This is a genomic window from Amycolatopsis vancoresmycina (assembly GCF_000716785.1).
Classification (GTDB): domain Bacteria; phylum Actinomycetota; class Actinomycetes; order Mycobacteriales; family Pseudonocardiaceae; genus Amycolatopsis; species Amycolatopsis vancoresmycina.
In genome coordinates this window covers 25,524-52,259 of sequence record NZ_JNYY01000015.1, presented here as the reverse complement: position 1 = coordinate 52,259, position 26,736 = coordinate 25,524, and the positions used below count along the sequence as shown (strand labels likewise).

Annotated in this window: 21 protein-coding genes and 1 pseudogene; 13 read left to right on the top strand and 9 right to left on the bottom strand. The window is 71.6% G+C overall.

What is annotated here, in order from left to right; genetic code table 11:
* Positions 1–165: 165 nt before the first annotated feature.
* The 3 genes from OO60_RS31480 to OO60_RS31470 all read left to right on the top strand — a co-directional run bounded on the left by OO60_RS31480 (position 166) and on the right by OO60_RS31470 (position 3,014).
* The gene (locus tag OO60_RS31480) at positions 166–1,158 is read left to right on the top strand and encodes an LLM class flavin-dependent oxidoreductase (protein ID WP_033262696.1); all 993 of its coding nucleotides are present in this window, start codon (positions 166–168) and stop codon (positions 1,156–1,158) included.
* Entirely contained in the window at positions 1,155–2,426 is a 1,272-nt protein-coding gene (locus tag OO60_RS31475) for an LLM class flavin-dependent oxidoreductase (RefSeq protein ID WP_033262695.1), read from the top strand. Before OO60_RS31480 ends, OO60_RS31475 begins: the two co-directional genes overlap by 4 nt.
* A 99-nt stretch (positions 2,427–2,525) precedes the next feature.
* A complete protein-coding gene (locus OO60_RS31470) occupies positions 2,526–3,014 on the top strand; it encodes a beta-class carbonic anhydrase (protein WP_004558515.1) in 489 nt (162 codons plus the stop codon).
* Between the two features lie 125 nt (positions 3,015–3,139).
* Here the strand turns inward: OO60_RS31470 and OO60_RS31465 are convergent, their stop codons facing one another.
* Positions 3,140–3,979, bottom strand: a complete 840-nt coding sequence (locus tag OO60_RS31465; protein WP_033262694.1) for a LysR family transcriptional regulator — start codon at positions 3,977–3,979, stop codon at positions 3,140–3,142.
* 89 nt (positions 3,980–4,068) lie between these two features.
* Here OO60_RS31465 and OO60_RS31460 point away from each other — a divergent pair, with 89 nt between their 5' ends.
* Positions 4,069–4,908, top strand: a complete 840-nt coding sequence (locus tag OO60_RS31460) for a TIGR03620 family F420-dependent LLM class oxidoreductase (protein ID WP_004558517.1) — start codon at positions 4,069–4,071, stop codon at positions 4,906–4,908.
* A 4-nt stretch (positions 4,909–4,912) separates the two neighbouring features.
* Here OO60_RS31460 and OO60_RS31455 read toward each other — a convergent pair whose 3' ends face one another.
* Complete coding sequence (locus tag OO60_RS31455) at positions 4,913–5,536, bottom strand: TetR/AcrR family transcriptional regulator (RefSeq protein ID WP_004558518.1); 624 nt, start codon at positions 5,534–5,536, stop codon at positions 4,913–4,915.
* Positions 5,537–5,564: 28 nt separating this feature from the next.
* Between OO60_RS31455 and OO60_RS31450 the strand changes: the two genes are divergently transcribed.
* Entirely contained in the window at positions 5,565–6,188 is a 624-nt protein-coding gene (locus OO60_RS31450) for a nitroreductase family protein (protein ID WP_004558519.1), read from the top strand.
* Here OO60_RS31450 and OO60_RS46645 read toward each other — a convergent pair.
* The 3 genes and pseudogenes from OO60_RS46645 to OO60_RS44715 all read right to left on the bottom strand — a co-directional run bounded on the left by OO60_RS46645 (position 6,145) and on the right by OO60_RS44715 (position 8,826).
* Positions 6,145–6,318, bottom strand: a complete 174-nt coding sequence (locus OO60_RS46645; protein WP_155848993.1) for a hypothetical protein — start codon at positions 6,316–6,318, stop codon at positions 6,145–6,147. The genes OO60_RS31450 and OO60_RS46645 overlap by 44 nt on opposite strands.
* On the bottom strand, positions 6,315–7,565 hold the full coding sequence (locus OO60_RS31445; protein WP_033262724.1) for a sulfite oxidase: 1,251 nt from the start codon (positions 7,563–7,565) through the stop codon (positions 6,315–6,317). Before OO60_RS31445 ends, OO60_RS46645 begins: the two co-directional genes overlap by 4 nt.
* A 79-nt stretch (positions 7,566–7,644) precedes the next feature.
* Positions 7,645–8,826, bottom strand: a pseudogene (locus tag OO60_RS44715) (epoxide hydrolase family protein).
* Positions 8,827–8,888: 62 nt separating this feature from the next.
* Here OO60_RS44715 and OO60_RS31435 point away from each other — a divergent pair.
* A complete protein-coding gene (locus OO60_RS31435) occupies positions 8,889–9,839 on the top strand; it encodes a helix-turn-helix transcriptional regulator (RefSeq protein WP_004560675.1) in 951 nt (316 codons plus the stop codon).
* Here OO60_RS31435 and OO60_RS31430 read toward each other — a convergent pair.
* Positions 9,836–11,683: a glycoside hydrolase family 5 protein gene (locus OO60_RS31430; RefSeq protein ID WP_033262693.1), complete on the bottom strand. Its 1,848-nt coding sequence runs from the start codon at positions 11,681–11,683 to the stop codon at positions 9,836–9,838. The genes OO60_RS31435 and OO60_RS31430 overlap by 4 nt on opposite strands.
* Before the next feature lie 128 nt (positions 11,684–11,811).
* Between OO60_RS31430 and OO60_RS31425 the strand changes: the two genes are divergently transcribed.
* From OO60_RS31425 to OO60_RS31415, 3 genes are all read left to right on the top strand, one after another.
* Complete coding sequence (locus tag OO60_RS31425) at positions 11,812–12,936, top strand: hypothetical protein (RefSeq protein WP_004560673.1); 1,125 nt, start codon at positions 11,812–11,814, stop codon at positions 12,934–12,936.
* A gap of 179 nt (positions 12,937–13,115) precedes the next feature.
* The gene (locus OO60_RS31420) at positions 13,116–14,489 is read left to right on the top strand and encodes an AlkA N-terminal domain-containing protein (RefSeq protein ID WP_033262692.1); all 1,374 of its coding nucleotides are present in this window, start codon (positions 13,116–13,118) and stop codon (positions 14,487–14,489) included.
* A gap of 19 nt (positions 14,490–14,508) precedes the next feature.
* A complete protein-coding gene (locus OO60_RS31415; protein ID WP_003055133.1) occupies positions 14,509–15,324 on the top strand; it encodes an isocitrate lyase/PEP mutase family protein in 816 nt (271 codons plus the stop codon).
* Between the two features lie 19 nt (positions 15,325–15,343).
* Here OO60_RS31415 and OO60_RS31410 read toward each other — a convergent pair whose 3' ends face one another.
* A complete protein-coding gene (locus tag OO60_RS31410; RefSeq protein ID WP_003055131.1) occupies positions 15,344–16,324 on the bottom strand; it encodes a GlxA family transcriptional regulator in 981 nt (326 codons plus the stop codon).
* A 73-nt stretch (positions 16,325–16,397) separates the two neighbouring features.
* Between OO60_RS31410 and OO60_RS31405 the strand changes: the two genes are divergently transcribed.
* The 3 genes from OO60_RS31405 (at position 16,398) to OO60_RS31395 (ending at position 22,931) form a co-directional block, all read left to right on the top strand.
* Positions 16,398–17,237 (top strand): dienelactone hydrolase family protein, encoded by an 840-nt coding sequence (locus tag OO60_RS31405; RefSeq protein WP_003055129.1) that lies wholly within the window; start codon positions 16,398–16,400, stop codon positions 17,235–17,237.
* 15 nt (positions 17,238–17,252) lie between these two features.
* On the top strand, positions 17,253–20,504 hold the full coding sequence (locus tag OO60_RS31400; RefSeq protein WP_033262691.1) for a CHAT domain-containing protein: 3,252 nt from the start codon (positions 17,253–17,255) through the stop codon (positions 20,502–20,504).
* Positions 20,505–20,642: 138 nt separating this feature from the next.
* Positions 20,643–22,931 (top strand): tetratricopeptide repeat protein, encoded by a 2,289-nt coding sequence (locus tag OO60_RS31395; RefSeq protein ID WP_003055125.1) that lies wholly within the window; start codon positions 20,643–20,645, stop codon positions 22,929–22,931.
* Between the two features lie 17 nt (positions 22,932–22,948).
* On the opposite strand, the gene OO60_RS31390 is transcribed toward OO60_RS31395, so the two are convergent.
* On the bottom strand, positions 22,949–23,275 hold the full coding sequence (locus OO60_RS31390; RefSeq protein ID WP_003055124.1) for a hypothetical protein: 327 nt from the start codon (positions 23,273–23,275) through the stop codon (positions 22,949–22,951).
* Here OO60_RS31390 and OO60_RS46025 point away from each other — a divergent pair.
* On the top strand, positions 23,268–23,963 hold the full coding sequence (locus OO60_RS46025; protein WP_205624081.1) for a tyrosine-type recombinase/integrase: 696 nt from the start codon (positions 23,268–23,270) through the stop codon (positions 23,961–23,963). The two genes, OO60_RS31390 and OO60_RS46025, sit on opposite strands and share 8 nt — an antisense overlap.
* Positions 23,964–24,079: 116 nt before the next feature.
* On the opposite strand, the gene OO60_RS31385 is transcribed toward OO60_RS46025, so the two are convergent.
* Positions 24,080–26,389, bottom strand: a complete 2,310-nt coding sequence (locus OO60_RS31385) for a tetratricopeptide repeat protein (protein ID WP_051767817.1) — start codon at positions 26,387–26,389, stop codon at positions 24,080–24,082.
* Positions 26,390–26,736 lie beyond the last annotated feature (347 nt).

Sequence of the window (26,736 nt, the reverse complement as noted above, 5' to 3'; positions counted from 1 at the left end):
GAAAAGCGTGGACGCTTCCCGTTGACACGACGAACCTTAGGAAGCAGACCGGGCCCGGTCAACGAGCGGGCCGCGGATTCCAGATCCTGGACGAGTCACCCGGCGACACCGTCCACATCCTGAACGTGCGTGCACCGCGGCCGTGCACCGGATAGCTGTGGAGGCATGACTTCTCGCAGCCTGCACGTCGCCGTGGAGCTGGACGGCGACGGCGCCGCACCCGACCGGCTGTCCCCCCGCGCACTGGCCGGCGTCGTCACCACGGCCGAACGCGCCGGGTTCACCTTCGCCACGTTCGACGACTCGCCGCTGCCGCCGCGCGGCGGGCTGCGGCTCGACGCGGGCACCCGCGCGGCCTACGTCGCAACCCTGACCGACCGTCTCGGCCTCGCCGCGACCGCGAACGTCACCACGGCCGAGCCGTTCCACCTGGCCGCACAGCTGGCGAGCCTCGACCACGCCTCGCACGGGCGGGCGGCCTGGGTGGTCGGCGCCGACGGCTCGGCCGCGGCCCTGGCCACCGTCGGCGGGTCGCGGCTCGCCCCGGACGCGCTGCACCACGAAGTCGCCGAGTCCGTCGAAGTCGTGCGCCGGCTGTGGGACTCCTGGGACGACGACGCGGTGGTCAAGGACGTCGCCACCGGGCGGTACCTCGACCCGGGCAAGGTCCACCACGTCGACTTCACCGGGACCCGGTTCTCGGTCAAGGGCCCCCTGATCACCCCGCGGCCACCGCAGGGCAGGCCGGTGGTGCTCGCCGCCGACACACTGGCCGAAGCCGCGCGCCCGGACGTCGTGCTCGTGGGTGGCGCGGGCCTCGACGACGTCCGCCACCGCGCCGCGCGGGCGCGGGAAACGGGCGCTCCCCTGGTTTTCGCGGAGGTCGAGGTCCGGCTCGGTGCCGCCGGGCCACGCACGCACGAGGACCGCCTGCACTACACCGGATCCCCGCTCGGCTTGACCGAACTGCTGGGCTGGCTCGCCGCGAGCGTCGACGGGGTCCGGCTGCACCTCGCGGACCTGGCCGCCGACCTGCCGGTGCTGGCGGGCGAGGTGCTGCCCGCCCTGCGCGCGGAGGGCCTGTCCGCCCCGCCGCGCCCCGGCGCCACGCTCCGCGCGTCGCTCGGCCTCCCGCGCGCGGAAAGCGTGTTCGCATGAGCGCGCGGCTGCACCTCGGCGTGTTCTACACCGGCGTCGGCCCGCAGTTCCTGTGGGACGACCCGTCGAACGCCGACCACACCGCGATCGAGACCTACGTGACGGTCGCACGCACCCTCGAGCGCGGCCTGTTCGACGCGTTCTTCCTCGGCGAGGGCCTGCGGGTGCGGGAGAACCGCGGCCGGGTCCACGCCCTCGACGTCGCCGGCCGGCCGGACGCGATCACCCAGCTGAGCGCGCTGGCCGCCGCCACCACCCGCATCGGGCTGGTCGCCACCCAGAACACCACCTACAACTTCCCGGCCGACCTCGCCCGCCGGCTGTCCTCTTTGGACTTCCTGTCCGGCGGCCGGGCGGGCTGGAACATCGTCACCACCGACAACGCCTGGACCGGCGCCAACTTCCGCCGCGGCGGCTGGCTGGCCCACGAGCGCCGGTACGAGCGAGCCGCGCAGTTCGTCGAAGCCGCACTGGCGCTGTGGTCCGGCGAGGAGCTGGTGGACCGGCACACCGACCTGGTCAGCCTGCGGGCCGCCCCGACCGTGCCGCCCAGCCCGCAGGGCCGTCCGGTCCTGTTCCAGGCGGGCGACTCCCCCGGCGGCCGCGAACTGGCGGCGAAGTACGCCGACGTCGTCTTCTCCGCCAACACCGCCTACGACAAGGCGCTCGCCTACGCCGAAGACCTGCGCGCCCGCCTCGCCCGCCACGGCAGGGCCGCCGACGCCGTCCGGATCCTGCCCGGCGCCACCGTCGTCCTCGGTGACACGCCCGCCGACGCGGCCGAGCGCGCGGAGGACATCCGGCGGCGCCAGATCACCCCGCAGCGGGCGCTGGCGTTCCTCGAACAGTACTGGGGCCAGGACCTCTCGGCGTACGACCCGCACGGCCCGCTGCCGGACGTCGAGCCGGCCGAGGGCGAACTCGACCCGTCACGCGGGACGATCTCGGTCGCCGACCGGACCGGCAAGCTGGAGCGGATCCAGCGGTGGCGCGAGCTGGCCGAGGCGAAGAAGCTGTCGATCCACCAGCTCGTCCTGGAGGTTCAGCCGCGCCAGCACGGCTTCATCGGGACCCCGGGGCAGGTCGCGGACGAATGGGCGCACTACGTCCGCACGCGCGCGGTGGACGGGTTCAACATCAGCCCGCACCTCGTCCCCGCCGCCCTCGACGACATCGTCGACCGGCTGGTACCCGAGCTGCAGGACCGCGGTGTCTACCGCACCGAGTACGAAGGTACGACGTTGCGCGAGCACCTGGAACTGGGTTGACCCGTTCGGGGAACGGGGTTTCCCAGGTCGTGGGCGCGGTTGCACCCGGCTGCCCGGACGCGTCCACTCGGACCAACCCATCACGTGGAAGGGACCACCATGTCGGTCACCGACGAACTCCTGGCCAACAACGCCGGCTACGCCGCGAGCTTCACCGGGCCCCTGCCCCTGCCGCCCGCCAAGCACGTCGCCGTCCTCGCCTGCATGGACGCCCGCATCAACGTCTACGGCGTCCTCGGCCTCGAGGAAGGCGAAGCCCACGTCATCCGCAACGCCGGCGGCGTCGTCACCGAAGACGAGATCCGCTCGCTCGCCATCAGCCAGCGGCTGCTCGGCACCGAGGAGATCATCCTCATCCACCACACCGACTGCGGCATGCTCACCTTCACCGACGACGACTTCAAGAAGTCGATCCAGGAGGACGTCGGCGTGAAGCCCGCCTGGGCCGCGGAAGCCTTTTCCGACCTCGACGAAGACGTCCGCCAGTCGATCGCGCGGATCAAGGGCAGCCCGTTCATCCCGAAGAAGGACTCCGTCCGCGGCTTCGTCTTCGATGTCGCGACGGGAAAGCTGAACGAGGTCCACTGAGTTCCCCGGCGATGCTGGTGCGGTAGCGCCCGGCCGGATGCCGTAGCCGATGCGGCCGGCGCGCCGGACGACCGCACCAGGTCGTGCGCAGGCGCTCGGCGGGGAGGATCAGGCGGGGCCCGGCGTCAGTCACCGAAGGCCGCCCGGTGGGCCGTGGCGCAGGAGGACGGGAGGTCGTCCGGGACGACGACGCTGCCGGTGACCGTCGTCCGGGGTTCGAGCGGGATGGCGCGCACCCGGCCGGAGCGCAGCTCGGCGACCTGATCGGCGGGCAGCACGGTCCAGCTGCGCGGGTCGGAGCCGACCTCGACGATCGTGTCCCCCACGGTGCCGGCGCGGTGTCCCGGCCGCACCCGGGCGCCGATTTCCCGCACCACCGACGGATCGTGGTCCTGGGCGGTCCGGAAGGGACCGCCGGCCAGTTCCGCCACCCCGACGGCCGCGCGACCGGCGGCGGCGTGCCGCACGGACACGACCGCGAACAGGGACTCCGTCCACGTCGGCAGGACCCGCAGCCCGGGCGCCGCCCGCACCCCGCGCGCCAGCACCAGGTCGAGCTCGCCCTGCCGCAGCGCGTTCAGGCGCGCGGGCAGCGGCAGGTCGACGAGCACGACGTCGAATCCCGGTGCCTGCTCGCGCAACGCGTCGATCCCGCGTTCCAGCCGGGCGGTGAACTGGCCGGTGCCGGTGCCGATGCGCATCACGCCCGCCCGCGGGCTCGCCGAGACCCGGACCCGGTCGGCCGCGGCCAGCGCCTCCCGCGCCGCGTCCAGCACCCGCAGGCCGGCCGCGGTGAGCCGGACCCGCCGCGGCGATCGGTCGAACAGCCGGACGCCCAGTTCGCGTTCCAGCCGGGCGATCTGCCTGCTGACCGCGGGCTGGGCGATGTGCAGCCGATCGGCCGCCCGGCCGAAGTGCAGCTCGTCGGCGACCGTGACGAAGTACCGCAATGCCCGTAGCTCCACCGGTCCTCCCTGCGACGATGCCACCAGGTTATCGCTGCGCGTGCGCCCTGGCCCTGGTTCGCGGCCCGCCGCGGTGCTGGAGTCGGGACATGACCATCGATCTCGGGCTGCTGGGCGCCCACCTGCGCGAGCACGAAGTGAATCCGGCCGCGGCGGCGGAAGTCGAGCGAGCCGGCTACGGCACCCTGTGGCTGGACGCCTCGCCGCCCGCCGACCTCGCCCTCGTCGAGCGGCTGCTCGACGCCACCACCCGGCTGGCCGTCGGGACCAGCGTGGTGAACGCGTGGACCGCCGACGCGGGCACCGTCGCGGCCTCCTACCACCGGATCGAAGCCCGCCACCCCGGCCGGTTCCTGCTCGGCGTCGGCATCGGGCACCGCGAGGTCCACGCCGAATACGCGTCGCCGTACGACACTCTGCTGTCCTATTTGGACAAGCTGGCCGCCGGCGGTGTCCCGGCCGGCCGGACGGTGGTGGCCGCGCTCGGGCCGAAGATGCTGCGCCTGGCCCGCGACCGCACGGCGGGATCGGTCCCGTGCATGGTGCCCGCCGAGCACACCCGGCAGGCGCGGGCGATCCTCGGGGCGGGCAAACTGCTGCTCCCCGGGCACTTCGCCATCGCCGAGCGCGACGCCGGGCGAGCCCGGGCGGTCGCCCGGTCCGCACCACCGGGGCTCGCGCTGGGCGTCACCAACTACGCGAACAACCTCCGGCGCCTCGGCTACACCGACGAAGACCTCGCCGACGCGGGCAGCGACCGCCTCATCGACGCGCTCGTCGCCCACGGCGACCCGGCCACCGTGGCGGCGCGGCTGCTGGCCCACCGGGACGCGGGCGCCGACCACGTCGGCGTCTACCCCCTCGGCGACGACCCGATCGCCACGCTGCGCACGGTCGCCGAAGCGGCGCACGCCCTCGAAGCCGGGTAATGCCTCACGCCGGACGCAGCCCGCCGATCAGCAACTCGAGCTGGTACCCGAAGTCCTGGACGCAGTCGCCCGCTTCCAGCGCGGGCAGGACGCGGTGCAGGCTCGGCAGGTCCGCCGCCGTGGCCATCCGGCGGAAATACGCCACCACGGGTTCGGCCCGCACCGCCGGGGTCCCGGTCCCGGCGGTGCCGGTGAGCACCGAGCCGAACAGCATCCCCAGCAGCGACCGGTAAGCACGCGCCGCGGCCTGCTCGTCCAGCCCCGCGTCGAGCAGGGCGCGAAGGAGCGCGTCGATCACCCGCAACGCCCCGGCCGAACGCGGGTTCGCGTCCTGCGCGGCCAGCGCCCGCACGACGACCGGGTGCCGCGTGAAGCTCGCGTGCAGCCCCTCGGCCAGCGTCCGCAGCCGCCCGTACCAGGGCCACGCGGGATCCGGCAGCGCCACCTCTTCGAAGACCCGGGCAGTGAGCCCGTCCAGCAGATCGCCCTTGTTCTCGACGTGGTTGTAGAGCGACATGGCTTCGACGCCGGCCGCGGCGGCGACCCTGCGCATCGACAACGCCGCCAAGCCCTGCTCGTCGGCCAGCCGCAGCGCCGTGTCGAGGACTTTCTCGCGAGTCAGAGACATACTTACAGTGTACGCATACACTGTAAGTATGGACGCCGAAACCGTGCTCACCACCACCCGATCCGTGCGCCGCAAGCTCGACCTCGACCGGGAAGTGCCCCAGGACGTGCTCGACGACTGCCTCCGCATCGCCCAGCAGGCGCCCGCGGCGGGCAGCATGGCCGCGCAGTTCCGCTGGCTGCTCGTCCGCGACGCCGAAACCAAGGCCCGGATCGCCGCGTACAACCGCGAGACCGCCGAAGCCGCCTGGGCAAAGTACGGCCACCTCGTCGAAGAACGCGCGCTCGCCTCCGCCCGGCACCTCGTCCGCAACCTCGACCGCGTCCCCGTCCTGGCCATCCCCTGCATGATCGGCCGCCCGCCGGCCGACACGTTCTCGCAGTCCGCGTACTTCGGCTCCGCCTACCCCGCCGTCTGGAGCTTCCAGCTCGCCCTGCGCGACCGCGGCCTCGGCAGCTCCATCTGCGGCTACCACCTCCAGGACCACGAAACCGACGTAGCCGCGCTGCTCGGCATCCCCGCGGACGTCACGCAGGTCAGCCTGCTCGCCGTCGCCTACACGACCCAGCGCGACTTCCGGCCCGCCGCCCGCCCGGCCGTCGAGGAGATCACCTACTTCGACAGCTGGGATTCGGCTCGTCCACGAGGGTGACCCGCGGGACGTCGGCCGCCGGGCGGGGCACCGGCACCACGATCCCGGGCTCGAACGGCGGCACCGGCAGCACCAGCACCCAGCCCACGCCGGTCAACGCCCGCGCGAGCGCGCGCACCAGCCGCTTCATCGTCCGGCGGCGACCGTGACCGGGTGCCGGACGACCGCACCGAACAGGTACCCCTGCGTGTTGTACGGCGCCACCTCCGGCTGCCGGACTCCGGTGATGTCCGTCGCGCGCGCCCGCAGTGTGTACTCCCCCGCCGTCCGGGGCCGCCACGGGAACTCCCACTGCAGCCAGCCGCGCTCCAGCGCCGGGCTGATCGGCTTCGCGCGCTCCCAGGTCACGCCGTCCGTGCTCACCTCGACCCGGCGGATCCGGCCGTGGCCGGACCAGGAGCGGCCGCGCAGCACCTGGCGCTGCCCCACCGCCAGCGTCGCGCCCCACGGGAGCTCGAACGCGCTCTTCACGACCTGCTCGGTCACCGGCGTGCCCTCGGCCGGGTAGTCCGGGCCCAGCAGCCGGTAGTACTGCGTGCTCCACGGCGACACCAGCGGCTCCGCCGACACCTCGATCCGGCCCAGCCACTTGATCGACGAGATCCCGGCCCACGACGGCACCACCAGCCGCACCGGGAAACCGTGGTCGGGCGGCAACGGCTGCCCGTTCATCTCGTACGCCAGCAGAACGTCCTCCAGCGCCTTCGCCACCGGCAGCGGCCGCCGCACCTTGCCGAGGTTCACTCCGCCCGTGACGTAGTCCGGATCGAGGCCCTCCGGCAGGACGTCGACGGCGTCGCGGGTCAGCCCGGCGCGGGCGAGCACCGTCGCGAGCCGGACGCCGCGCCAGCGTGCGACCCCGACCGCGCCGAGCTTCCACGCCGTCCCGCTGACCGTCTGCCCCTGCTGGCTGGTGAAGAAACTCCGGCCGTTGCCCGCGCATTCGATGAACGCGGTGACCGTCTCGGACGGCAGGGCGCGCAGGTCCCGGTAGGTGAACTCGACCGGCCCGCGGTGCAGCCCGGAGCCGAACAGCGTCAGCCGCCAGGTGGCCGCGTCCAGCACCGGCGTCGACGTGTGGTCGCGGACGAAGAACCGGTCGACCGGTGTCAGGTAACCCTGGCCGCGCATGGCTTCCCAGCGCGTCTCGGCGTTGGTTCCGTAGACCTCGAACAGCTCCGGTGGCAGCGGCTTCACGATCGGGCCCGCGGCTGACGCCGTCCCCGGTGCGGTCCCGGCCGCGGCCAGCGCGAGACCGCCGGCCGCCGTCAGCCGCAGCAGGCCGCGCCGGCTCAGCCCCGGCAGGCGCGCCTGCCCGGCCCGCCACTGCGCGGCTCGCGTCCAGTCGTAGGCGGTCTCCTCGGTCAATCCCGTCATGCGGGCATTCTCGGGATCCCGCTCCCGGACGGTCAGCACGTCCACCCAGCGGAACGCGCGGCCGGCTCGTCGACCGCTTTCACCGCCGGGAGCGGAAGAACTCCCGGATGTCGTGGGTCAGCAGGCCGGGGGCTTCCAGGGCGGCGAAGTGCCCGCCGCGGTCGTACTCGGTCCAGCGGACGATGGTGTTGGCTTCTTCGGCCCAGCGCCGGATCGCGGTGTCGCCGGCGAAGTTCGCCACCGCGGTGGGCACCCCGGAGTTCGCGAGGGGGAACCACCCGCTTTCGGCGTGCTTCCGGCCCTCGTAGTAGATCCTGGCCGCCGACCCGGCGGTCGCGGTCAGCCAGTAGATCATCACGTTGGTGAGCAGGGTGTCCCGGTCGGCCGCGTCCTCGGGCCGCGCGGCCGCGGGGTCCGACCACTCCTAAAACTTCTCGATGATCCAGGCGAGCTGGCCGGCCGGGGAATCGGTCAGGCCGTAGGCGAGGGTCTGCGGCCGGGTCGACTGGATCGCCCGGTAGCCGGTGCCCTCGGCGGTGAACCGGCCGAGGGCGGCCAGTCGTTGCCGCTCCGCGGCGGTGAGCTGGGCCCGCACCGCTTCGGGCACCGGACCGGACGGCTGGAAGCCGACGGTGGCGGCGTTCACGTGGATCCCGATGACCGCCCCGGGCGCGACCCGGCCCAGCTCGGGGCTGATCAACGCGCCCAGGTCGCCGCCCTGGGCGGCGTAGCGCTCGTAGCCGAGGCGGCGCATCAGCTCGGCCCACGCCAGCGCCACCCGGGTCATGTTCCAGCCCCTTTCGCGGGTGGGGCCGGAGAAGCCGAAGCCGGGGACGGAGGGGATGACCAGGTGGAAGGCGTCGGCCGGGTCGCCGCCGTGGGCGCGGGGGTTGCTGAGCCGGCCGATCACGCCGAGGAACTCGACGATCGAGCCCGGCCAGCCGTGCGTGAGGATCATCGGCGTCGCGTCCGGCTCAGGTGAGCGGACGTGCAGGAAGTGCACGTTCTGCCCGTCGATCTCCGTGGTGAACTGCGGGATCTCGTTCAGGGCGGCCTCGTGCCGGCGCCAGTCGTAGCCGGTGCGCCAGTAGGCGGCCAGGTCGGCCAGGTATCCGGCCGGGACGCCCAGGTCCCAGCCGGTATCGGGCAGTTCGTCCGGGAGGCGGACCCTGGCCAGCCGCTCGTTCAGGTCGTCGAGGTCGGCCTGCGGGACGTCGATCCGGAACGGACGGACGCTCGCGGCGGCAGTGGTTTGCGTCATGCCTCCAGGACACCGCCGATAACGGCAGGATTGCTGCCGCAATAGCGGTAGGGTGACCCGATGTGAAGACGGTCTCGGCCCGGTTGCTGCAGGTGCTGTCCCTGCTGCAGGTCCGGCCCTCGTGGACCGGGCAGGAGCTCGCCGGGCGGCTCGGCGTCAGCCCGCGCACGGTGCGCAGCGACATCGAGAAGCTGCGCGAGCTCGGCTACCCGGTGCACGCTGTGCGGGGTGTGGCCGGCGGCTACCGGCTCGTGCCCGGCGCGAAGCTGCCCCCGTTGCTGCTCGACGACGACGAGGCCACGGCGGTCGCGATCGGCCTGAACAGCGCGGCCGGCGGCGCGGTCGCCGGGATCGAGGACGCGGCGGCCCGGGCGCTGGCCAAGCTCGACCAGGTCCTGCCCGCCCGGCTGCGCCACCGAATCGGCCTGCTCCGCACGTCCACCGTCACCCCGCCGCACGGCGGCCCGGCCGTGGCCCCCGGCGTGCTGACCGTGATCGCGGCGGCCTGCTCCGACCACCACCGGCTTCGCTTCGACTACCGGGCCCGCGAGGGCAGTGACCAGCGCCGTGCGGTCGAACCGCACCGGCTGGTGCACCTCGGCCGCCGGTGGTACCTGGTCGGCTGGGACCTCGACCGCGCCGGCTGGCGCACTTTCCGGGTCGACCGGATGCAGCCGCGGACGCCGACCGGGCCACGCTTCATGCCCCGGGTGCCGCCCGAAGATGACCTCGCCGCCTACGTCACCCGAGGCGTCGACGCCGCACTCTTCCGTTACCGCGCACGGGTTCTCGTGCACAAGCCGGCGGCCGAACTGGTGGACTGGCTGCCCCCGAGCATCGCCGTGGAAGCCGTCGACGACCACACCTGCCTGGCCCACGTCGGCGCGGACACCCCGCACCTGCTCGCCGCGACCGTCCTCGCCATCGACGCCGATTTCCAGGTCGACGGCCCACCGGAGCTCCTCGACGCGCTCCGGACCATCGGAGACCGCTGTTCCGCCGCCGGACGCTAGAGCACGGACCGGCAGAGCAACGCGTCCGGCGTCCGGCCCGAGCCGATGCGGCCGGTGTAGGCGACGCCGGCGACGTACTCCCCCGGCCCGCACTGGCCCTTGTAGTTCCCGGTCGCGAAGTCGCCGCCGGGGTCGCCGGCCGGGCGGTTGTCGCCGCGGTCGAACCACACCGTGCGGCCGGTGCCGCCCAGCGGGGTCGCCGACCGGCCGCACAGCACCGCGGAGAAGGCCGCGCCCTGGACGCTGTACCCGACGACCGCGTGGCCGGGCGGGCACTGCGTCTTGGTGTAGCCGGACGCCCAGTCGGTGTCGACGTAGGTCTCGTCGCGCACGACCACGTACCCGGTGGGCGCGGCGAGCGTCCCGGTACACAGGCCACGGTTGCCGGTGTGGGCCAGGCCGGCGAGCCGTTGCCCGTCGGGGCAGACGCCCTTGCGGGCGCCGGAATTCCAGTCCGGGAGCGCGCGGACCTGGCGTGACTCCTGGAAGTCCGCGTAGTCCAGGTTGAGCATCGACCACTGCTCGGCCGACGGAATCTGCCCGGTCCGCGACGGGGCGGCGATCAGCCGCTGCCAGGCGGGGCCGCGCCAGTCCGTGCCGTCGAGCACGTCGATGCGGCGTCCGGCTGGGTCGTATTCGAGCAGGGCCCAGCCGTCGCCGGTGCCGCCGGCCTGGAAGCCGACCGCGGGCCAGTAGGCGAAGTCCGTGTCGGTCTCGGCCAGGTAGTTCACGAAGTTCTCGAAGAACGCGCGCGACGCCGGGTCGGTGGTGTTGCGGCCTTCGCCGAATTCGCTGATCCACAGCGGCGCGGTGTAGTGCTTGCCGGTGTCGGCCGAGACGAAGAACGCCTGCCGGTACAAAGTGTCCCGCAGGTCCTGGAGCGAGAGGTCGCGGTAGCGCGGGTCGTGCGTTTCGCCGATGCCGGTCGCGCCGGAGTGGTTGGGCCCGGTGTAGCCGTAGAAGTGCGCCGAATAGACGAGCTTGCCGGAGTCCACGAGCGTGTGCGACAGCGTCCGGGCCGGTTCCAGCGTCGGGCGGCCGTGCGGGAAGCCGTCGATCGGCAGGCCGGTCCAGTTGATGCCCTCGACGAAGATCAGCAGGTCCCGGTTGGCCTCGGTGAGGATGCGGTCGGCGACCTGCTGGCTCGCGCGCTGCCAGTCGGTGCCGTTGCCCCAGCCCCAGTTGGGGTCGTCGAAGGTGTTGCGGCGGACTTCGTTGTACAGGTCGGCGCCGACGACGCGCTTGTTCGCGGCGTAGCGGCGCGCCATGAACAGCCAGTCGTCCTGCCACTGCTGCTCGGTCTGCGCGGTGTTCCAGCGTTCGTTGCCGTCGAGCCCGCAGCACCAGCGCGAGGTCGTGGTGTGGTTGTTGAGGATGACGGCGAACCCGCGCGCGGTCAGCCGGTCGACGACGCGGTCGTAGACCTGCAGCGGCGTCAGGCCGTGCAAGCCCGGGTTGGCGGCCAGGTCCGGGACGGGCCGGGTGTCGTGGATCATCGCGTTGGAGAACTGCAGCCGGACGCTGTTGAGGCCGAGCTGCGCGAGCCCGTCGATGACGGTGTCGATCGACGCGCGGTCGAGCCCGAGCGGGGTCTGGTAGGCGATCTCGCCGGCGTGGTGGTTCGCCGGGTCGTCGACAGCGCCGGAGCCGGTCCACGTGCCGCTCGCACCGTGCCAGTTGGCGGCCTTCAGCTTGAAGCGGTCACCGTGCGCGTCGACGATGTACCGGCCGCGGGTGCTGAGCGGCCCGGTCCAGGACGGCGGGTCCGCCTCGGCCCTGGCGACGGGAACGACGACGCCGGCGGTGGCGAGCAGGACGGTGAGCAGCACACCCGAGATCCTCACGCGAGAAGTCAACCAACTCGCGACCCGCCGGAGAAGGGCCGAAAGGAGGTCGGCCGGCTTCGTGCGGCGCGGCCCGCGTAACCCCGGCGCGTATTGCGTGGGGACATCACTATCGAGGGAGGGTTTCGATGCGCAGGCTTTCACAGGTGACCGTGGTGGCCGCGGCCGCGGCGATCGCGGGAATCGGCGCGGCCGCGCCGGATGCGGCCGCCGCGGCCGTTCCGCAGTACCGGCTCGTGCTCGGCGCCGCGGAGACGTTGGAATACCGGGGGATCAACGCGCGCGGTGACATCATCGGTGTCGGTCTCGACGCGGCGCGCTTCGGGCGGGAGGAGGGCTTCGTCCTCAAGGCCGGGACGACGACGCCCCTGTTCCTGGCCGACCCCGGCACGAACAACCAGGACGCCAGGCCGCGGTCCATCAACGACCAGGGCGTGATCGTGGGCAACTACCAGAAGAACGTGGCGATCCCCGGTGGCGCACAGGAAATCACCCGCCCGGCGATCTGGCCGGGACCCGGCAGCGCCGGCTCGGATCTCGGCGTGAACCCCACCGGATCGGCGGACGCGTTCGGCGTCACCAACGCTCAGCAGATCGTGGGCTGGCAGGGCGGCCGCACCTCGATCACGCCGTGGGTCCGGAACGGCACCACGGTGACCACCCTGCCGTCGCTCAGTGGCTCCAACGACACCGAAGCGCTCGGCGAGAACAGCACCGGAGTGGTCGTCGGCGAGGCGGCGGTCCCGGGGGGCACCCTGCCCGGCGGCAACCAGGTGGCCCTGGAGTGGGCCAACGGAAACCTCAGCACGCTCGGCCAGCTCGACGGCGGCGCCTGGAGCGAAGCGCTGGCGATCAACACCGCCGGCCAGGCGGTGGGTTCGGCGTCGCCCGCCGGCCATTCCCTCCTCGACTCCCACGCGGTGCTGTTCAGCGGCGGCAAGGCGATCGACCTGAACGTCCCCCGCGGAGTCAACCAGGGCACGGCCCACGCCACGGCGATCAACACGGCCGGCGTGATCGTCGGCGACGACGCGGTCTTCCCCGACGTGTCGGGCATCAGCAACGGCTTCGTCTACCGCAACGGCCACGCAACCGAGCTCAACGCGCTGATCGCACCGACCGCGAACGTGCGGCTGGGCGGCGCCACCGGCATCAACGACGCCGGAGACATCGTCGGCACCGCGGTGCTCACCGCCCGGGACGGAACGGTCTCCACCGTCGGCTACGAACTGCTGCCCCTGTCGACCACCTGACCCCCCGGTCGGGTCCGCGCGCGCCTGCCCGCGGACCCGGCCAGGCGGCCGCGATCCTCGAGGGCGCGTTCCTCGATGCGAGCGGGCGCGGTCGCGTCCGGACACGTCTTCGCCCCGGGCGCGCACCATGTCCGGATCTGGCTGGCGCCGGCCGGGCCGGATCGTCTACACCTGGGGACATGACGACTTTCTCGGCCGTGGTCACGACGGGCATCTACTGCCGTCCCGGCTGCGGGGCGAAGCCGCTCGCGGAGAACGTGAAGACGTTCGAGCTGGCCGCCGGGGCCGAGGCGGCGGGGTTCCGGGCCTGCCTGCGCTGCCGTCCGTACCGCGTCGCCGGCCCGGTCGCCGCCGGCGCGCCGGAGCTGGTCTGCCGCGCGGTGCAGCTGATCATCGCCGGGGTGCTGGACTCCGGGACCGAGGCGGTCCTCGGCGCGCGGCTCGCGGTTTCGCCCCGGCACCTGCGCCGGCTCTTCCGTGACCACCTCGGCGTGACGCCGGACGGGCTGGCCCGCTCGCGGCGGGCGCACTTCGCGCGCCGCCTGCTCGACGACTCCGACCTGACCGTCGCCGACATCGCGTTCGCGTCCGGGTTCGGCAGCCTCCGCCAGTTCAACCGGGACATGAAGCTCGTCTTCCGCGCGTCCCCGGTCGAGCTGCGCAGCCGGCGCCGCAAGGCCGACCGGCTCGCCGCGGACGGCGGGCTGGTGCTGCGGCTGCCGTTCTCCCCGCCCCTGCACTGGGAGGCGCTGAGCGCGTTCCTGGCCGAGCGGGCGGTCCCCGGTGTGGAGTCGGTCCGGGACAGCGTCTACCGCCGCACGATCAGCCTCGACGGCGAGGCCGGCGTCATCGAGGTGACGCGCGGGGGCGACGACCACCTGCTGCTCACCGCGCACCTGCCGTTCTGGGAAGGCCTCATCCACGTCGTCGAGCGCGCCGGGCGGGTGTTCGGCGTCGACGCCGACCCGGCACCGGCCGAAGCCGGGCTCGCCGCCGACCCGGTGCTCGGCCCCCTGCTGCGCGCGCGGCCCGGCCTGCGCGTGCCCGGGGCCTGGGGACCCTTCGAGATCGCCGTGGCGGCCGTGCTCGGCCAGGACAGCGGCCGCCCGCGGGTGCGGCGGCAGCTGGCCGCACTGGTCGGGGTGGCGGGCCGGCCGGTGCCGGGCCTCGGCCACGGCCTCACCCACCTGTTCCCGTCGGCCCGGATGCTGGCCGGGGCGGACCTGAGCGGGGCCCGGCTGTCCGCGGCGACCGAGCGGACGCTGCGCGCGTTCGCCGCCGCGGTGGCCGCCGACGAAACCCTGCTCGAGCCCGGCGCGAGCCTGGCCGGCTGCACCGCGGCGCTGACCGCGGTGCCGGGCATCGAGCCCGGCACCGCCCAGGAGATCGCGCTGCGGCTCGGCCACGCCGACGCGTTCCCGGCCACCGAGCGCACGCTCGGGAAAACGGTGCTCGACCCCGACGCCGGCCGGCCGGCCGCCGCCTGGCACCCGTGGCGCGCCTTCGCCGCCACCCACCTGATCACCGCCGGTGTGTCCACATCGGACGGCTGAACCCCGAAGAGGAGAACGGATGTCCACGAACCGGCGGGAACTCGCCGAGAAGCTGCGTGTCCTGCACGAGGGCACGCTGGTGCTGCCGAACGCCTGGGACGCCGCCAGCGCGGCCCTCATCGCGCGGGCCGGCGCCCCGGCGATCGCCACCACGAGCGGCGGGGTCGCCTGGTCCGCGGGACGCCCCGACGGGCACGGCCTGACGCGCGAGGAGATGGCCGCGCTGGTCGCGCGGATCGTGCGCGTCGTCGACGTCCCGGTGACCGCCGACATCGAGGGCGGCTACGACGATGTCGCGGCCACCGTGCGCGCCGTCGTCGAGGCCGGCGCGGTCGGGATCAACCTGGAGGACTCGACCGCCCCCGGCGGTCCGCTGTTCGACGCCCCGGCGCAGGCCGAGCGGGTCCGCGCGGCCCGTGAAGCGGCGACCGCGGCCGGCCTGCCCGAGCTGTGGATCAACACCCGCACCGACGTCTACCTGTTCGGCATCGGCGCGCCCGAGGGCCGGCTGGACGACGTCCTGACCCGCGCGGGCGCCTACGCCGCCGCGGGCGCGGACAGCCTCTTCGTGCCCGGCCTGGTCGACCTGGACACGCTCAGGGCACTGGTGAAGGAGAGCCCCCTGCCGGTCAACGTCATGGTCTGGCCAGGCGCGCCGACCGTCGCGGAGCTGGCCGCGGCCGGCGTCCGCCGGATCAGCGTCGGCACGGCGATCGCCCAGGCCGCCTACGCCGTCGCCCAGCGCGCCGCGGCCGAGCTGCTCGAACACGGCACCTGCACCGCGTTGGCGGGCGGTCTCGACTTCGGCGCGGTCAACAGCGCGGTGACCGGCTGATCCCGTTGTCGTCGGTGGGTCAGGAGGCGGGTTCGGCGGGTGGCCGGAACGTCGTGCGGTAGTCCCGTGGCCGGTGCCCGGTCAGGCGGGTGAAGATCGCGCTGAACGTCCCGGGGTCGCGGTAGCCGACTTCGGCGGCGATGCCGGCGACGGTCCGCTCGGTGTTCTCCAGCAGGTGTTTCGCCCGGCGCACCCGCTCCGCCTGCAGGTATCCGAGCGGGGTCTGGCCGGTTTCGGCGCGGAAGCGCCGCAGGAGGGTCCGGGTGCTGACGTGGCAGGCCGCGGAAAGCAGCCCGAGGTCGTAGGGCTCGCGCAGGTGCTGGTCCAGCCACCGTTTGACGCCCTGGGAGAACCGGCTTCCGGTGGCCGGCAACAGGTCCGTGTCGACGTAGGGAGCCTGGCTGGGCCGGGCATCGTCGACGAGCGCGACACGCGCTGTGGCGCGGGCGACGCGGCTGCCGTCGTGCTCGCGGATGAGGCCGAGGGCGAAGTCGTACATCGCGCTGAACGCGCCGGTCGTGGTCACCCCGCTGTCGGTGACCACCAGTTTCTCCGGTCTGACCGCGGTACCGGGGCACCGGTCCGCCAGCCGGTCGGCGAACAGCCACGACGTCGTCGACTCCCGACCGTCGAGCAGGCCCGCGTCCGCCAGCAGGAACGCGCCGACGCAGATCGAAACCAGCGCGACTCCCGACTGCGAAGCCGATCTGATGGTTTCGATCTCCGGCCTGAGCGAGGCGAGTACCGCGTCCAGGTCGAGTCCGGGATGCAGCTCGAACCCGGGGACGACGAGGACGTCGACCGGCCGCACCGGCACGACCGTGAGCACCGCCCCGCCGGAGGCGGCCACGCGCCGCCGCGGGGACAGGATCGCCACGTCGTACCGCGGATCCCCGGCCGCGATGTGCGAGGCCATGGTGAGCAGGTCGGGAACCCCGAAGACCTCCGACGCGAAGCAACCCGGATAGGCGAGCACACCGACCCGCAGCGGAGCGACCACCTGGCGAGATTACCCGGACATCTGGCGATCTCGCCACTGGCCGGAGCGGCCGCCCCGGCCCGACGATGCCGCTATGGCGATCACCGAACCGCAAGACGACGCTCTCGCGGACTTCTCGAAACGGCTTGTCGAAACCGGCGGTACGAGCAAGACCGTCTACGTCGGCGGGTCCGGGCCGGCCGTCGTCCTGATGCCGGAGATGCCCGGCATCAGCCCCGACGTCATCCGCTTGGCACGCTGGATCGGAGACGCGGGTTTCACGGTCTACCTTCCCTCGCTGTTCGGCGTCGACGGCGCCTTCCCCACCACCGCCGACGGGCAGCAGGTCGTCCGCCGCGCCTGCGTCAGCGCCGAGTTCCGCGCCTTCGCCGGCGGCGGCACCAGCCCGATCACGACCTGGCTCCGCGGGCTGGCCAGGACCGCACTGACCGAGTGCGGCGGGCCGGGCGTGGGCGCGATCGGGCTGTGCTTCACCGGCAACTTCGCGCTCACCATGACCCTCGAACCGGCCGTCATCGCCCCCGTGGTCAACCATCCCTCACTGCCCCTGGACGACCCCGCCGGACTGGAGATCAGCGACGAGGACGCCGCGATGGTGCGCGAACGCGTCCAGCGCGACGGACTGACGGTGCTCGCCTACCGCTTCGACAACGACCGGTGGTGCACCGGCCAACGATTCGCCGCCTACCGGGCACTGCTCGGCGACGCGTTCGACGGACGCGTCATCCCGGGCGAGACGGCCAACCCCGAGCCGCCGCCGTTCTTCCGTGACGTGGTCGGGAGTCCCCACAGCGTCGTCACCGCCCACCTCGTCGACCGGCAGGGACACCCCACACTCCGCGCCCGAGACGAAATCCTGGCCTTCCTCGCCGAACGCCTCGGCCGGTCCCCTGGCCGTAACGACCCCGGGTAGGTAGGGTTTTGGCCGGTGGCATCTGACGAGGCGCTGGCTCGGTTGTCCGAGCGACTGGCCGACTTCCGGCGATCGGGCCGAACGGATGCGTTGTTCGCGAAGGCGACCACCGCCGACGCGGACGAGGTGACTGCGATCGCGTCGTCCGCCACGGACGAGCGTCGGACGACGGCGTGTGCGGTGCTCGGCTGGCTGCACTTCTTCCGCGCCACCGCTGTTGACGAAGGTGCCAAGCACGCGGAACTGGCCAGGGCGCTGACCTTTCTCGCGCCCCTGGCCGGCAATCCGGCCGTGCTGCCCGATCCGCTGCGCCCGCTCATCGGCCCGACGGCCAATGCGACCGCCCAGGACCGGGTCGGGACCGACCTGCTGCGTGCCGCCTTCCGCACCGCCGAGCCGTATCTGCTCGAAGCCGGGATCACGCTGCTGGCGGCCGCGGTCGCCGCGACCGCCGACGACGATCCTCGCGCCGGCAACCGGATGGCGATGCTCATCGTCGGCCACCAGTGGCGTTACCAGCGCACCCACCGTGCCGACGACCTGGAGCGGGCCATCGAAGCGGGGGAACGCGCGATGCGCGTCCTCGGCTCGGACCACCCGGAGTTCGCCGGAATCCTGGTGAACCTCGGGGTGGCCCATCGAGCCCGGTACACGCGGACCGGGGCGATGCCCGACCTGACGCGGTCGATCGAACTCACCGCGGCGGCGCTGGCCGCGCATTCCGCTGACGACCCGAGGCGCGCGACGTGCTTGTCCAATCTCGCCGACGGCTACCTCGACCGGTCGATCAGGACCGGCGACCTCGCTGACATGGGCGCCGCGGTCGACTGCGCCGAGCAGGCGCTGGCCGGCACCCCGGCCGGCCACCCCGACCACGCCGGCTACCTGAGCCGGGTCGGCGCGGTCCGCTTCCGCCGGTACGAGCGCCTCGGCGACGTCGCCGACCTGCGGTGGGCGATCGAGTTCGAGGAACGGGCGCGCACGGCGGACCCGGACCTGCACCGGCCACCGACCGACCTGTGCGTGCTGTACCGCGAGCGGTACCAGCGGTTCGGCGATGTCGCCGACCTCCGCCGGGCCATCGAATCGGGCGAGCAGGCGTTGGCGATGCTGCCCGAGGACGACGTGCGCCGGGCGGTGCCGGCGTCCATGCTCAACCTGGCCTGCCGCCACCTCTACGAGGCCACGGAAGACCTGGCGCACCTGCGGCGCGCGATCGGCTACGGCCGGCTGGCGGTCGCGACGTACCAGGCCGGTTCGCTGGACCGGGCGAGCGCGCTGGGCAACCTCGGCCCCGCGCTGCAACGGCTTTACGGGCACACCGGCCTGCTGTCGGATCTCCAGCAAGCCATCGACGTGGACGAGGAGGCGCTCGCGCTGCTGCCCGACGGCCATCCGGTGCGGATCACGTCCCTGTCGAACCTCTGCGTCGCCTACCGGAGCCGGGCGGACCACACCGAGGCAGCCGCCGACCGGACGTACGCCATCGAACTGGGCGAGCAGGCGCTGGCCGCCATCCCGGCCGAAGATCCGACCCGGGGCGTCACCATCCGCATGGTGAGTGCGGCGTACCGGGAGCGCTTCGAACACCACGGCGACCTCGCCGACCTGGACCGGGCGATCGAACTCGCCCACCTGGCGCTGGACACGCTGCCCACCGACCGCCCCGACCGGTACCGCTACCTGTCCGAGCTCAACATCGTCCACCAGCGCCGGGCCCGGCACTCCGGCGAGGCGGCCGACATGCAACGCGGTATCGAATTCCAGGAACAGGCGCTGGCCTGCCTGTCACCCGGCCATCCCGACCTGGCTCTGGTGGCCACGAATCTCGGCCAGGCGCACCACCAGTTCGCCACCACCACGGGCCGTCCGCTGCACGAGGACCGCCTCGGTCCGCTCATCGACACGATCGCCGGCGCGGCCGCCACGGCGTCGACGACGCAGCAGGTGCGCTCGTACCACGTGGCCGGCCGGCTGGCGACCGTGCTCGGCGACCACGTCCGTGCCACGACACTGCTGGTCTCGGCGGCCGCGCTGTTGCCGTCGGTCCCGCCGCCGGGTGCGAACTGGCGCGACCGCGAGTACCGGATCGGCCAGTACACGGGACTGGTGCGGGAAAGCATCGCCGCGCACTGCGCGATCGACGACCCGGAGGGCGCCGTCGAAGTGGCCGAACTCAGCCGGGGCATCCTGCTGGCCGCCGAACTCGACGTCGACGCTGAACCCGTTGCCGCACCGACGTTCCCGGAACTGCGAGCGGCGGCAGCCGACGGCGCGGTGGTCGTGGTCAACACGGACCTGCGCCGGGGTGAGGCGATCATCGTCACCGCCGGCGGCGATCCGATCCTCGTCCGCCTGCCCGAGCTCGGCGGCGCCGACCTGCACCGGCGGATCCAGGAACTGATCGACGTCAACCAGCAAAGCGGGTTGGCCGCCGCCCTGCGCCGGCGACGCGTCATCCCGGAGATCGCCGGCTGGCTGTGGGACGCCGCGGTCGCCCCGATCCTGGCCGCCCTACCCGCCACTTCCCGAGTGTGGTGGATGCCGACTGATCTCCTCAGCCTGTTCCCGTGGCACGCCGCCGGACATCCGGGCGAACCGGGCGCGCTGGACGCCGTGGCTTCGTCATATACGGCAACCCTGCGCACGTTGACCCACGCCAGGTCCCGCCCACCGACGACCGGACGCAGGCAGCTGACCGTCGCCGTCCCCAACGCCCCGGATTCGGCGCCACTGCCGGCCACCGCCGGCGAAGCCGAACAGCTCCACAACGCCCACCCCGACCTGCCACTGCTGTCCGGCGAGCACGCAACGACCGACGCGGTCCTCGCCGCGCTGCGCGAATCGACGTGGGCGCACTTCGCCTGCCACGCGGATGCCGACCTGCTCGTGCCTTCCCGCAGCGGAATCCGCCTCCACGACGGAATTCTCTCGCTGGCCGCGATCAGCCGGCTACGGCTGGCCGACGCCGAACTGGCGTATCTGTCCGCTTGCTCGACGGCAAACCCGGGCATCAACCAGGCCGACGAATCACTGCACCTCGCATCGGCCTTCCAGCTGGCCGGCTTCCGCCACGTCATCGCCACGTTGTGGCCGATCGCCGACGACATCGCGGCCACCGCCGCGCGGGAGATCTACCGGCACTTGGACGGGATGCCGTCGGCCGGCAACGCGGCTCTCGCGGTCCGGCAGGCCACGCTCGACCTGCGCGCCGAGTACCCTGAGCGCGCAGATCTGTGGGCGTCGCTGATCCACAACGGACCGTGAAATGCTCGGGAGCGCTGGACGACTTCGACGTCGCACCCACCCGTCGAATGCAGCCCCGAAGATCGCAGACTCACGATGTCCGCTCATGTCGATGAGAGTGTTCGATCGGTAACGACGACGCAGGTCGATAATCTAGTCGTGACCGAGTCGCATAACGAGCTGGCGGGCGATTTCATCGGAGGCGTCGTGCAGGCCGGAAAGGTCGGCGCCGTGTATTTCCACGCACCCACGCGAGCGGCGATGGCCGGGCTGCCGGCAGAGGAGGGATTCACTGGACGCGAGGCCGAACTGACCGCGCTGGCAGCGGTGCTGTCGCCCGCTGAAGCAGCGACCGACGTAGCGCTGGTTTGCACCGTTGCCGGTCTGGCGGGCATCGGCAAGACCGCTCTGGTCGTGCGGGCGGCCCGGCGCGCCGAGGAGGCGGGCTGGTTCGTGGGCGGAGTGCTGTTCATCGACCTACACGGTTACGACCGCGCACGGCGCATCGACGCCACGTCCGGACTGGCCGTCCTCCTACGGGCTCTCGGCGTGGCCGGCGAGCACATCCCACCTGGTCACGCCGAACGGGAGATTCTGTACCGGTCGGAGCTCGCCGCCCGGGCCGCCGAAGGCCGGCGGGTGCTGATCATCGCCGACAATGCCGCCACACTGGATCAGGTCCGCCCACTGCGGCCGGGCAGCACTGCACACCGGATGCTGGTGACCAGTCGTCATACTCTGCCCATCGCCGGTGCCCGGCGGGTCGAGGTAGACGTGCTGCCACAGGCTGAAGCCATCGCCGTCCTCAAACAGGCGTTGACCGCCGCACACCCGACCGACGCGCGAGTCGGGGACGACCCGGACGCGGCGGTCTTGCTGGCGGATCTGTGCGGTTACCTGCCGCTCGCCTTGCGGATCACCGCCGAGTTGCTAGCCGATCAACCCGGCCAGTCGCTTGGCGAACTGGTCGATGTGCTCTCGACCGGCCGGGACCGGCTCGGCGAACTTGCCTACGGCGACTCGGTCGCGGTACGGATGGCGTTCGACGCGTCATATCGACACCTGCCTCCCGAACAGGCGCGACTGTTCCGGTTGCTGGCACTGAACCCGGGGCCCAGAGTCAGCCTGGGTGCGGCGGCAGCGCTGGCTGGCGCGCAAGAGGACATCACCCGCCGCGAGCTGAACGGGTTGCGGCGGGCGCATCTGATCCACCATGCCGCAGAGGTGGCGGGTTATCGCATGCATGACCTGCTACGGCTGTACGCCCAGGAACGCTGCGACCAGGATGAGCCGGCGACCTATCGCGATGCCGCTCTCACCCGGCTGCTGAGCTACTACCGCGACGTGGCCCACGCGGCTGACACGCACCTGAATCTGCGTCTGACTGCCGATGACCGTGTCATGCGGTTTCCTGACCGCGGGGCGGCGTTGACCTGGCTGGACGCCGAACGAGCCAACCTGGTGGCCGTTGTCACCGTCGCCCACCAGACCGGTCACGACGAACACGCACGCGACATCACGTTGAGCCTGTTCTTCTACTTCGACCTCCGCAAACACTGGTCCGACTGGATTGCCACCAACAGGTTGGCCCTGACTTCCGCACGCCGCCTGCGCGACCGCCACGGCGAAGCCGCGTGCCTGGGTAATCTGGGCATCGCCTGTCGGGAAGTGCGCCGTTTCGGCGAAGCGCTCGATCATTACCAGCAGGCGCTCGCGATCCGCCGGAAAATCGGCGACCAACACGGAGAAGGAATGAACCTAGCAAGCCTGGGAATCGCCTACCGTGACCTCGGAAAGGCCGACCAGGCAATCGACTGCTACCAACGGGCGTTGACCGTCTTCCGGCAGGCCGGCGACACGTACGCCGAAGGGCGCACGCTGAACAACCTCGGCGTCGCCTACAACGATCTTGGTCAGTTGAGTGACGCCATATCCGCCTACCGGCGAGCGCTCGCTGTGTGCCGAGCAGGGCGCGACAGGTACGCCGAGGGCCGCATACTCGCCGATCTCGGCACCAGCTATCGCGACCTTCGACGGTTCGACCAAGCCCTCGACCACTATGAACAGTCGCTCGCTATACGCCGTGAACTGGGTGATCGGTATGGTGAGTCCCGCACGCTGAACGATCTGGGAGTCACGTACCGCGAACTCGGGCAACTCGACACGGCAGCCGACTGTCATCGACGGTCGCTTGCTGCCTGCCGGGAAATCGGCGACCGATACACCGAGGGCCATGCTCTGACCGATCTCGGCATTGTGTACAGCAAACTGTCCCGATTCGATGATGCGGCGGACTGCTACCAACGGGCTCTTGTCCTGTTGCGCCCGCTGAACGAACCCATCAAACTCCAGCAGATCCAGGCCGCAAACAACGAACTTACCCTGAAATTGACAAAAGATTTACCGACAACAAGGACCGACGATTCAGGGCAACGCGACCAGCGGTGACATGGCGGCCGAGCTCGTCAACGTCCTTCACGGTCGATCGAGCGCAAAGCCTCCAACGGCGTACGGCCCGTCGCCTTGGCCAGGGCCGTGACAGCCGCTGCCGCCAGCGCGGTCAGGTCCAGAGCAGTCATCACCGCGTCCTCCCGGGCGGCGGCATCAATGATGTTGTAGACATCCGCGTCCTCATCGGCAAGGTTGGCCGCTACGCCTTCGACCGCGGCGCGGCGCGTGGCCGCCCGCTTCCTTCGTCCACTGCTCGACACTCGGCCAGTATCCTCGCTGCCATCCCAGAGGTGCGACGGTTCAAACCCCTCCACGGTCTCGCGCAGGATGTCCGTGGTCACCGGCTTCTACCGCACCTGCGTCATCGACACCGTGCTCCAGCACTCGCCAGCTGAATACGTCCGACGCCCGTTGGTGCCCAACGAGTTACTGACCCTCGGCCCGTCGCACCTGCAGTTCGAGGCACTACTGACCGCGGCCCGGGAGCCGGTCAACCCGTTTGACTTCGCGCTGGTGGCGATGCTCGGCCTACTATACCTCCGGGTATTCGAGCCTGCGGCGCAGACATCAGCGACATCGCGAGGAACACGGACACCGGACGCTGCGGGTGGCCGGCAAGGGCAAAAGGGTGTACTGGTGCCCCTGCCACCGGCGGTCCCACGGGCGAGCGACCGAGCCGTCGGCGACCGCGATTCCGGCCCGATCCTGCTCAACCGACGAGGCGTCCGCATGGACCGGCACTGCGCCACCCGCCGGCTACGCAGGGTGGCCGAGACCCCGGTCGTGCGGTTGCCGCGGATGCACCCGCACATGCTGTGCCACACCTTCGTCACCACGATGCGCGACGCCGGCGTCGACCTACGCGACGTCCAGATCGCGGCCCGCCACGCCGACCCACGCACAACCATGCGCTACGACCGCGCCCGCAAACCTCGACCCGCACCCCAACTATATCCTCATGGCCTACATGGCATCGGCGATTTGACACCCAACGCGCTGTCTTGCCGAAATTTGGATAGCCTTTCGTGAAAGCTGTAGCCTGTCTTCGCTACTCAGCCATGAGCTAGCCAAAGGTGCAGATAAATGATGGTTATCAAGTTTAAGGATCAGCGTACTGATTGCCGTTTCCCAATTTACCGCGTGACTTAAGGTAGACGCGCAAGCCATGTATAGGTCAATTCTTGGGAGTACCGGTCTCCGATGCGTTGGTAGAGGGTCATCGCCTGGTCGAGCAGTTCGCGCGCTCGGACGTTGTCCGACTCGAAGAACTCCAGGGTGCCGAGGTTGCGTAAGCAGTTGGCTTCGCCAAGCACCGAGCCGACGCGCTGATAGAGCGGCAGCGCCTGGTCGAAAAGTTCGCGCGCGCGGACGTTGTCCGACTCGTAGAACTCCAGTTCGCCGAGGTTGCGCAGACAGTTGGCTTCCCCCAGCACATCTCCGACACGCTGATAGAGCGGCAGCGCCTGGCCGTACAGTTCGCGCGCGCGGACGTTGTCCGACTCGTAGAACTCCAGGGTGCCGAGGTTGCGCAGACAGTTGGCTTCCCCCAGCACATCTCCGACACGCTGATAGAGCGGCAGCGCCTTGTCGAAAAGTTCGCGCGCGCGGACGTTGTCCGACTCGTTAAACTCCAGTTCGCCGAGGTTGCGCAGACAGTTGGCTTCCCCCAGCACCGAGCCAGCACGCCGGTAAAGCGGCAACGCCTGACCGTACAGCTCGCTAGCGCGGGCGTTGTCCGACTCGATGAATTCCAGTTCGCCGAGGTTGCTCAAGCAGTTGGCTTCCCCCAGCACCGAGCCAGCACGCCGATAAAGCGGCAACGCCTGATCGAACAGCTTGCGTGCGCGACTGTTCTCTCCTCGCCCGGTATAGAGCTCGCCTAGAGCAGAGGCGATATCGGCTCGGGTGAGTGGCTCGAGATCGGAGCTCAGCGTCTCTCGGGCGAGCCGGTCGTCGCCGAGCCCGGTGAATCGCTGGAATAGCAGCAGTTTTCGTACCAGTGGTGCAAGAGGTGCTGGATCGTGGGGCAACCTGGCTTGGATGACGTCCACGATATTGGTGAACTCGGGCACCACCGTGGCTACAGCCTCGCTGCCCGCTTCGTCGCCGACGCGGTCGGCCAGCTCAGCGAGAGTCTGCACGCGCGCAACAAGCCGGGCCAGCGCCGCCGGCTCGGGCGGATGGTGAGCGGCTACGTGCCGGCGGATCGGGGCCAGGCAACGCTGCCGTGGGTGATCACTGTGCACCAGCGCCCGGCGACCCAGCTCGATCACCCCCGCAGCGAATTCGTCGGGCAGGTACAGGCCCGGCCGGTCTCGTGGCCAGCCGTCAGGCAGGAGCGCCGCCAACGACAACACGGTCCGAGCATCCGAGCTGAGCCGGTCCCAGGACAGCTCGATCGACACCGGCAGGCTGGAGGTCCGATCCGGGCGGGCAGCGTGGGCAAGCAGATCGGTGCGCTTGGCTCTCCAGGCCGCCATCAGCGTGTCCAAGCCGGCCTCGGAGCGCGCCAGGGTGGCCAGCAGGGTGATCGCCAACGGCACCCCGTCCAGCTCGGCCACCAGCACAGTGACCATCGGATCGCCGCGATGCCGGTCGCCGGCGACCTCGCTGAACACCTCAGCGGCAGCAGCAGGAGAAAGCGGCCCCAATACCGTCTCGGCCATGCCGGTCAGACCGACCGGTGCGCCGCCGCCGCGGTAGCCGATACCCACGACCGTCGAATCCGCGGCACCGGCGCGCACCTCCGCGACCAGCCCGACCGCACCCGCGGGATCGGCGTCCGCCGGTGTCTCGAAATTGTCCAGAATCAGCACACAGGGCGCTTCCCGCACGAACGCCAACACCCGGTTCCGCAAATGCTCACCCGGAGCCACCCCCAGCACAAGAGCCATCTTGTCCACCACAGCAGCCGCCGATTCAGCACCGTCACATGACACCACGAACCGGCGCGCCCCGAAAGCAGCGACAATTGCCGGGTCGGTGACCGCCCGGCCCAGCACCGTCGACTTCCCGATCCCCGGCCCACCGGCGACCACCACCGACCGGCCCGCCTTCCACCCAGCCACGACCCCCGCCACCTGCGTGTCACGACCGACACACAGGTCAACAGCCGGCGGTGGTAACGGCTCAGCCGGAGAAACCAGCGCAGGAAGCAATACCTGCGCACCCGGTCCGGCGACAACCCCACCCGGCCCGGCCACCAGGTTGTGGTCCCCGACGACATTGCCGTCGCCGGCAGCGACCCCGCCGCCGATGGTCCCGGCCTGCAGCACGAGCTCCGCGGTCGTCACATCCGCCAGGGAATTCGTCACCGCCGCAGCGCCTGCCGGAGCCGGAGACTCAGGGTTGCGGGCCCGCACCAGACCATAGGCCGACAACCCCAGACCCAGCACGCTACACACGGCCCCGACCACACTGCCGAGCTTGTCCGCCGCCTCCAGCCCGACCCACACGGTGCCGCCTCCGCCCGCAGCCGCCACTGCACCTGCAGCGACCCAGGGGACCCAGCGGCGGCGAGACACACTCACATAATCGTCCATCACCGCCGGGCCGTAACGCTGCCGCGCCGCTGCCACTCGCCGGTGAAAGGCACGACTGAAGCCGCATCCAACGTCAACGCACCCTCTCTCATGCCACTGATCGAGAGTCCGTGTCCGGCTGACTACGGGGCTGTGCGGGGTGCGCGTGCTGTGGCCAGGACCCGGCGCAAGCCCTCGAACGTCGCCAGCATTCGTTGGGCCTCTTCCTGCATCGACCGCACTGCTGGGTCGTCACCGGCCTCGAACGTGAGGACTTCCCG

Coding starts and splice junctions, on each gene's coding strand:
- OO60_RS31445 (WP_033262724.1), bottom strand. CDS start 7,565: ATGACGGGATTGACCGAGGAGACCGCCTACGACTGGACGCGAGCCGCG.
- OO60_RS31420 (WP_033262692.1), top strand. CDS start 13,116: ATGACGACTTTCTCGGCCGTGGTCACGACGGGCATCTACTGCCGTCCC.
- OO60_RS31405 (WP_003055129.1), top strand. CDS start 16,398: ATGGCGATCACCGAACCGCAAGACGACGCTCTCGCGGACTTCTCGAAA.
- OO60_RS31425 (WP_004560673.1), top strand. CDS start 11,812: ATGCGCAGGCTTTCACAGGTGACCGTGGTGGCCGCGGCCGCGGCGATC.
- OO60_RS31475 (WP_033262695.1), top strand. CDS start 1,155: ATGAGCGCGCGGCTGCACCTCGGCGTGTTCTACACCGGCGTCGGCCCG.
- OO60_RS31450 (WP_004558519.1), top strand. CDS start 5,565: ATGGACGCCGAAACCGTGCTCACCACCACCCGATCCGTGCGCCGCAAG.
- OO60_RS31460 (WP_004558517.1), top strand. CDS start 4,069: ATGACCATCGATCTCGGGCTGCTGGGCGCCCACCTGCGCGAGCACGAA.
- OO60_RS31455 (WP_004558518.1), bottom strand. CDS start 5,536: ATGTCTCTGACTCGCGAGAAAGTCCTCGACACGGCGCTGCGGCTGGCC.
- OO60_RS31480 (WP_033262696.1), top strand. CDS start 166: ATGACTTCTCGCAGCCTGCACGTCGCCGTGGAGCTGGACGGCGACGGC.
- OO60_RS31470 (WP_004558515.1), top strand. CDS start 2,526: ATGTCGGTCACCGACGAACTCCTGGCCAACAACGCCGGCTACGCCGCG.
- OO60_RS31415 (WP_003055133.1), top strand. CDS start 14,509: ATGTCCACGAACCGGCGGGAACTCGCCGAGAAGCTGCGTGTCCTGCAC.
- OO60_RS46645 (WP_155848993.1), bottom strand. CDS start 6,318: ATGAAGCGGCTGGTGCGCGCGCTCGCGCGGGCGTTGACCGGCGTGGGC.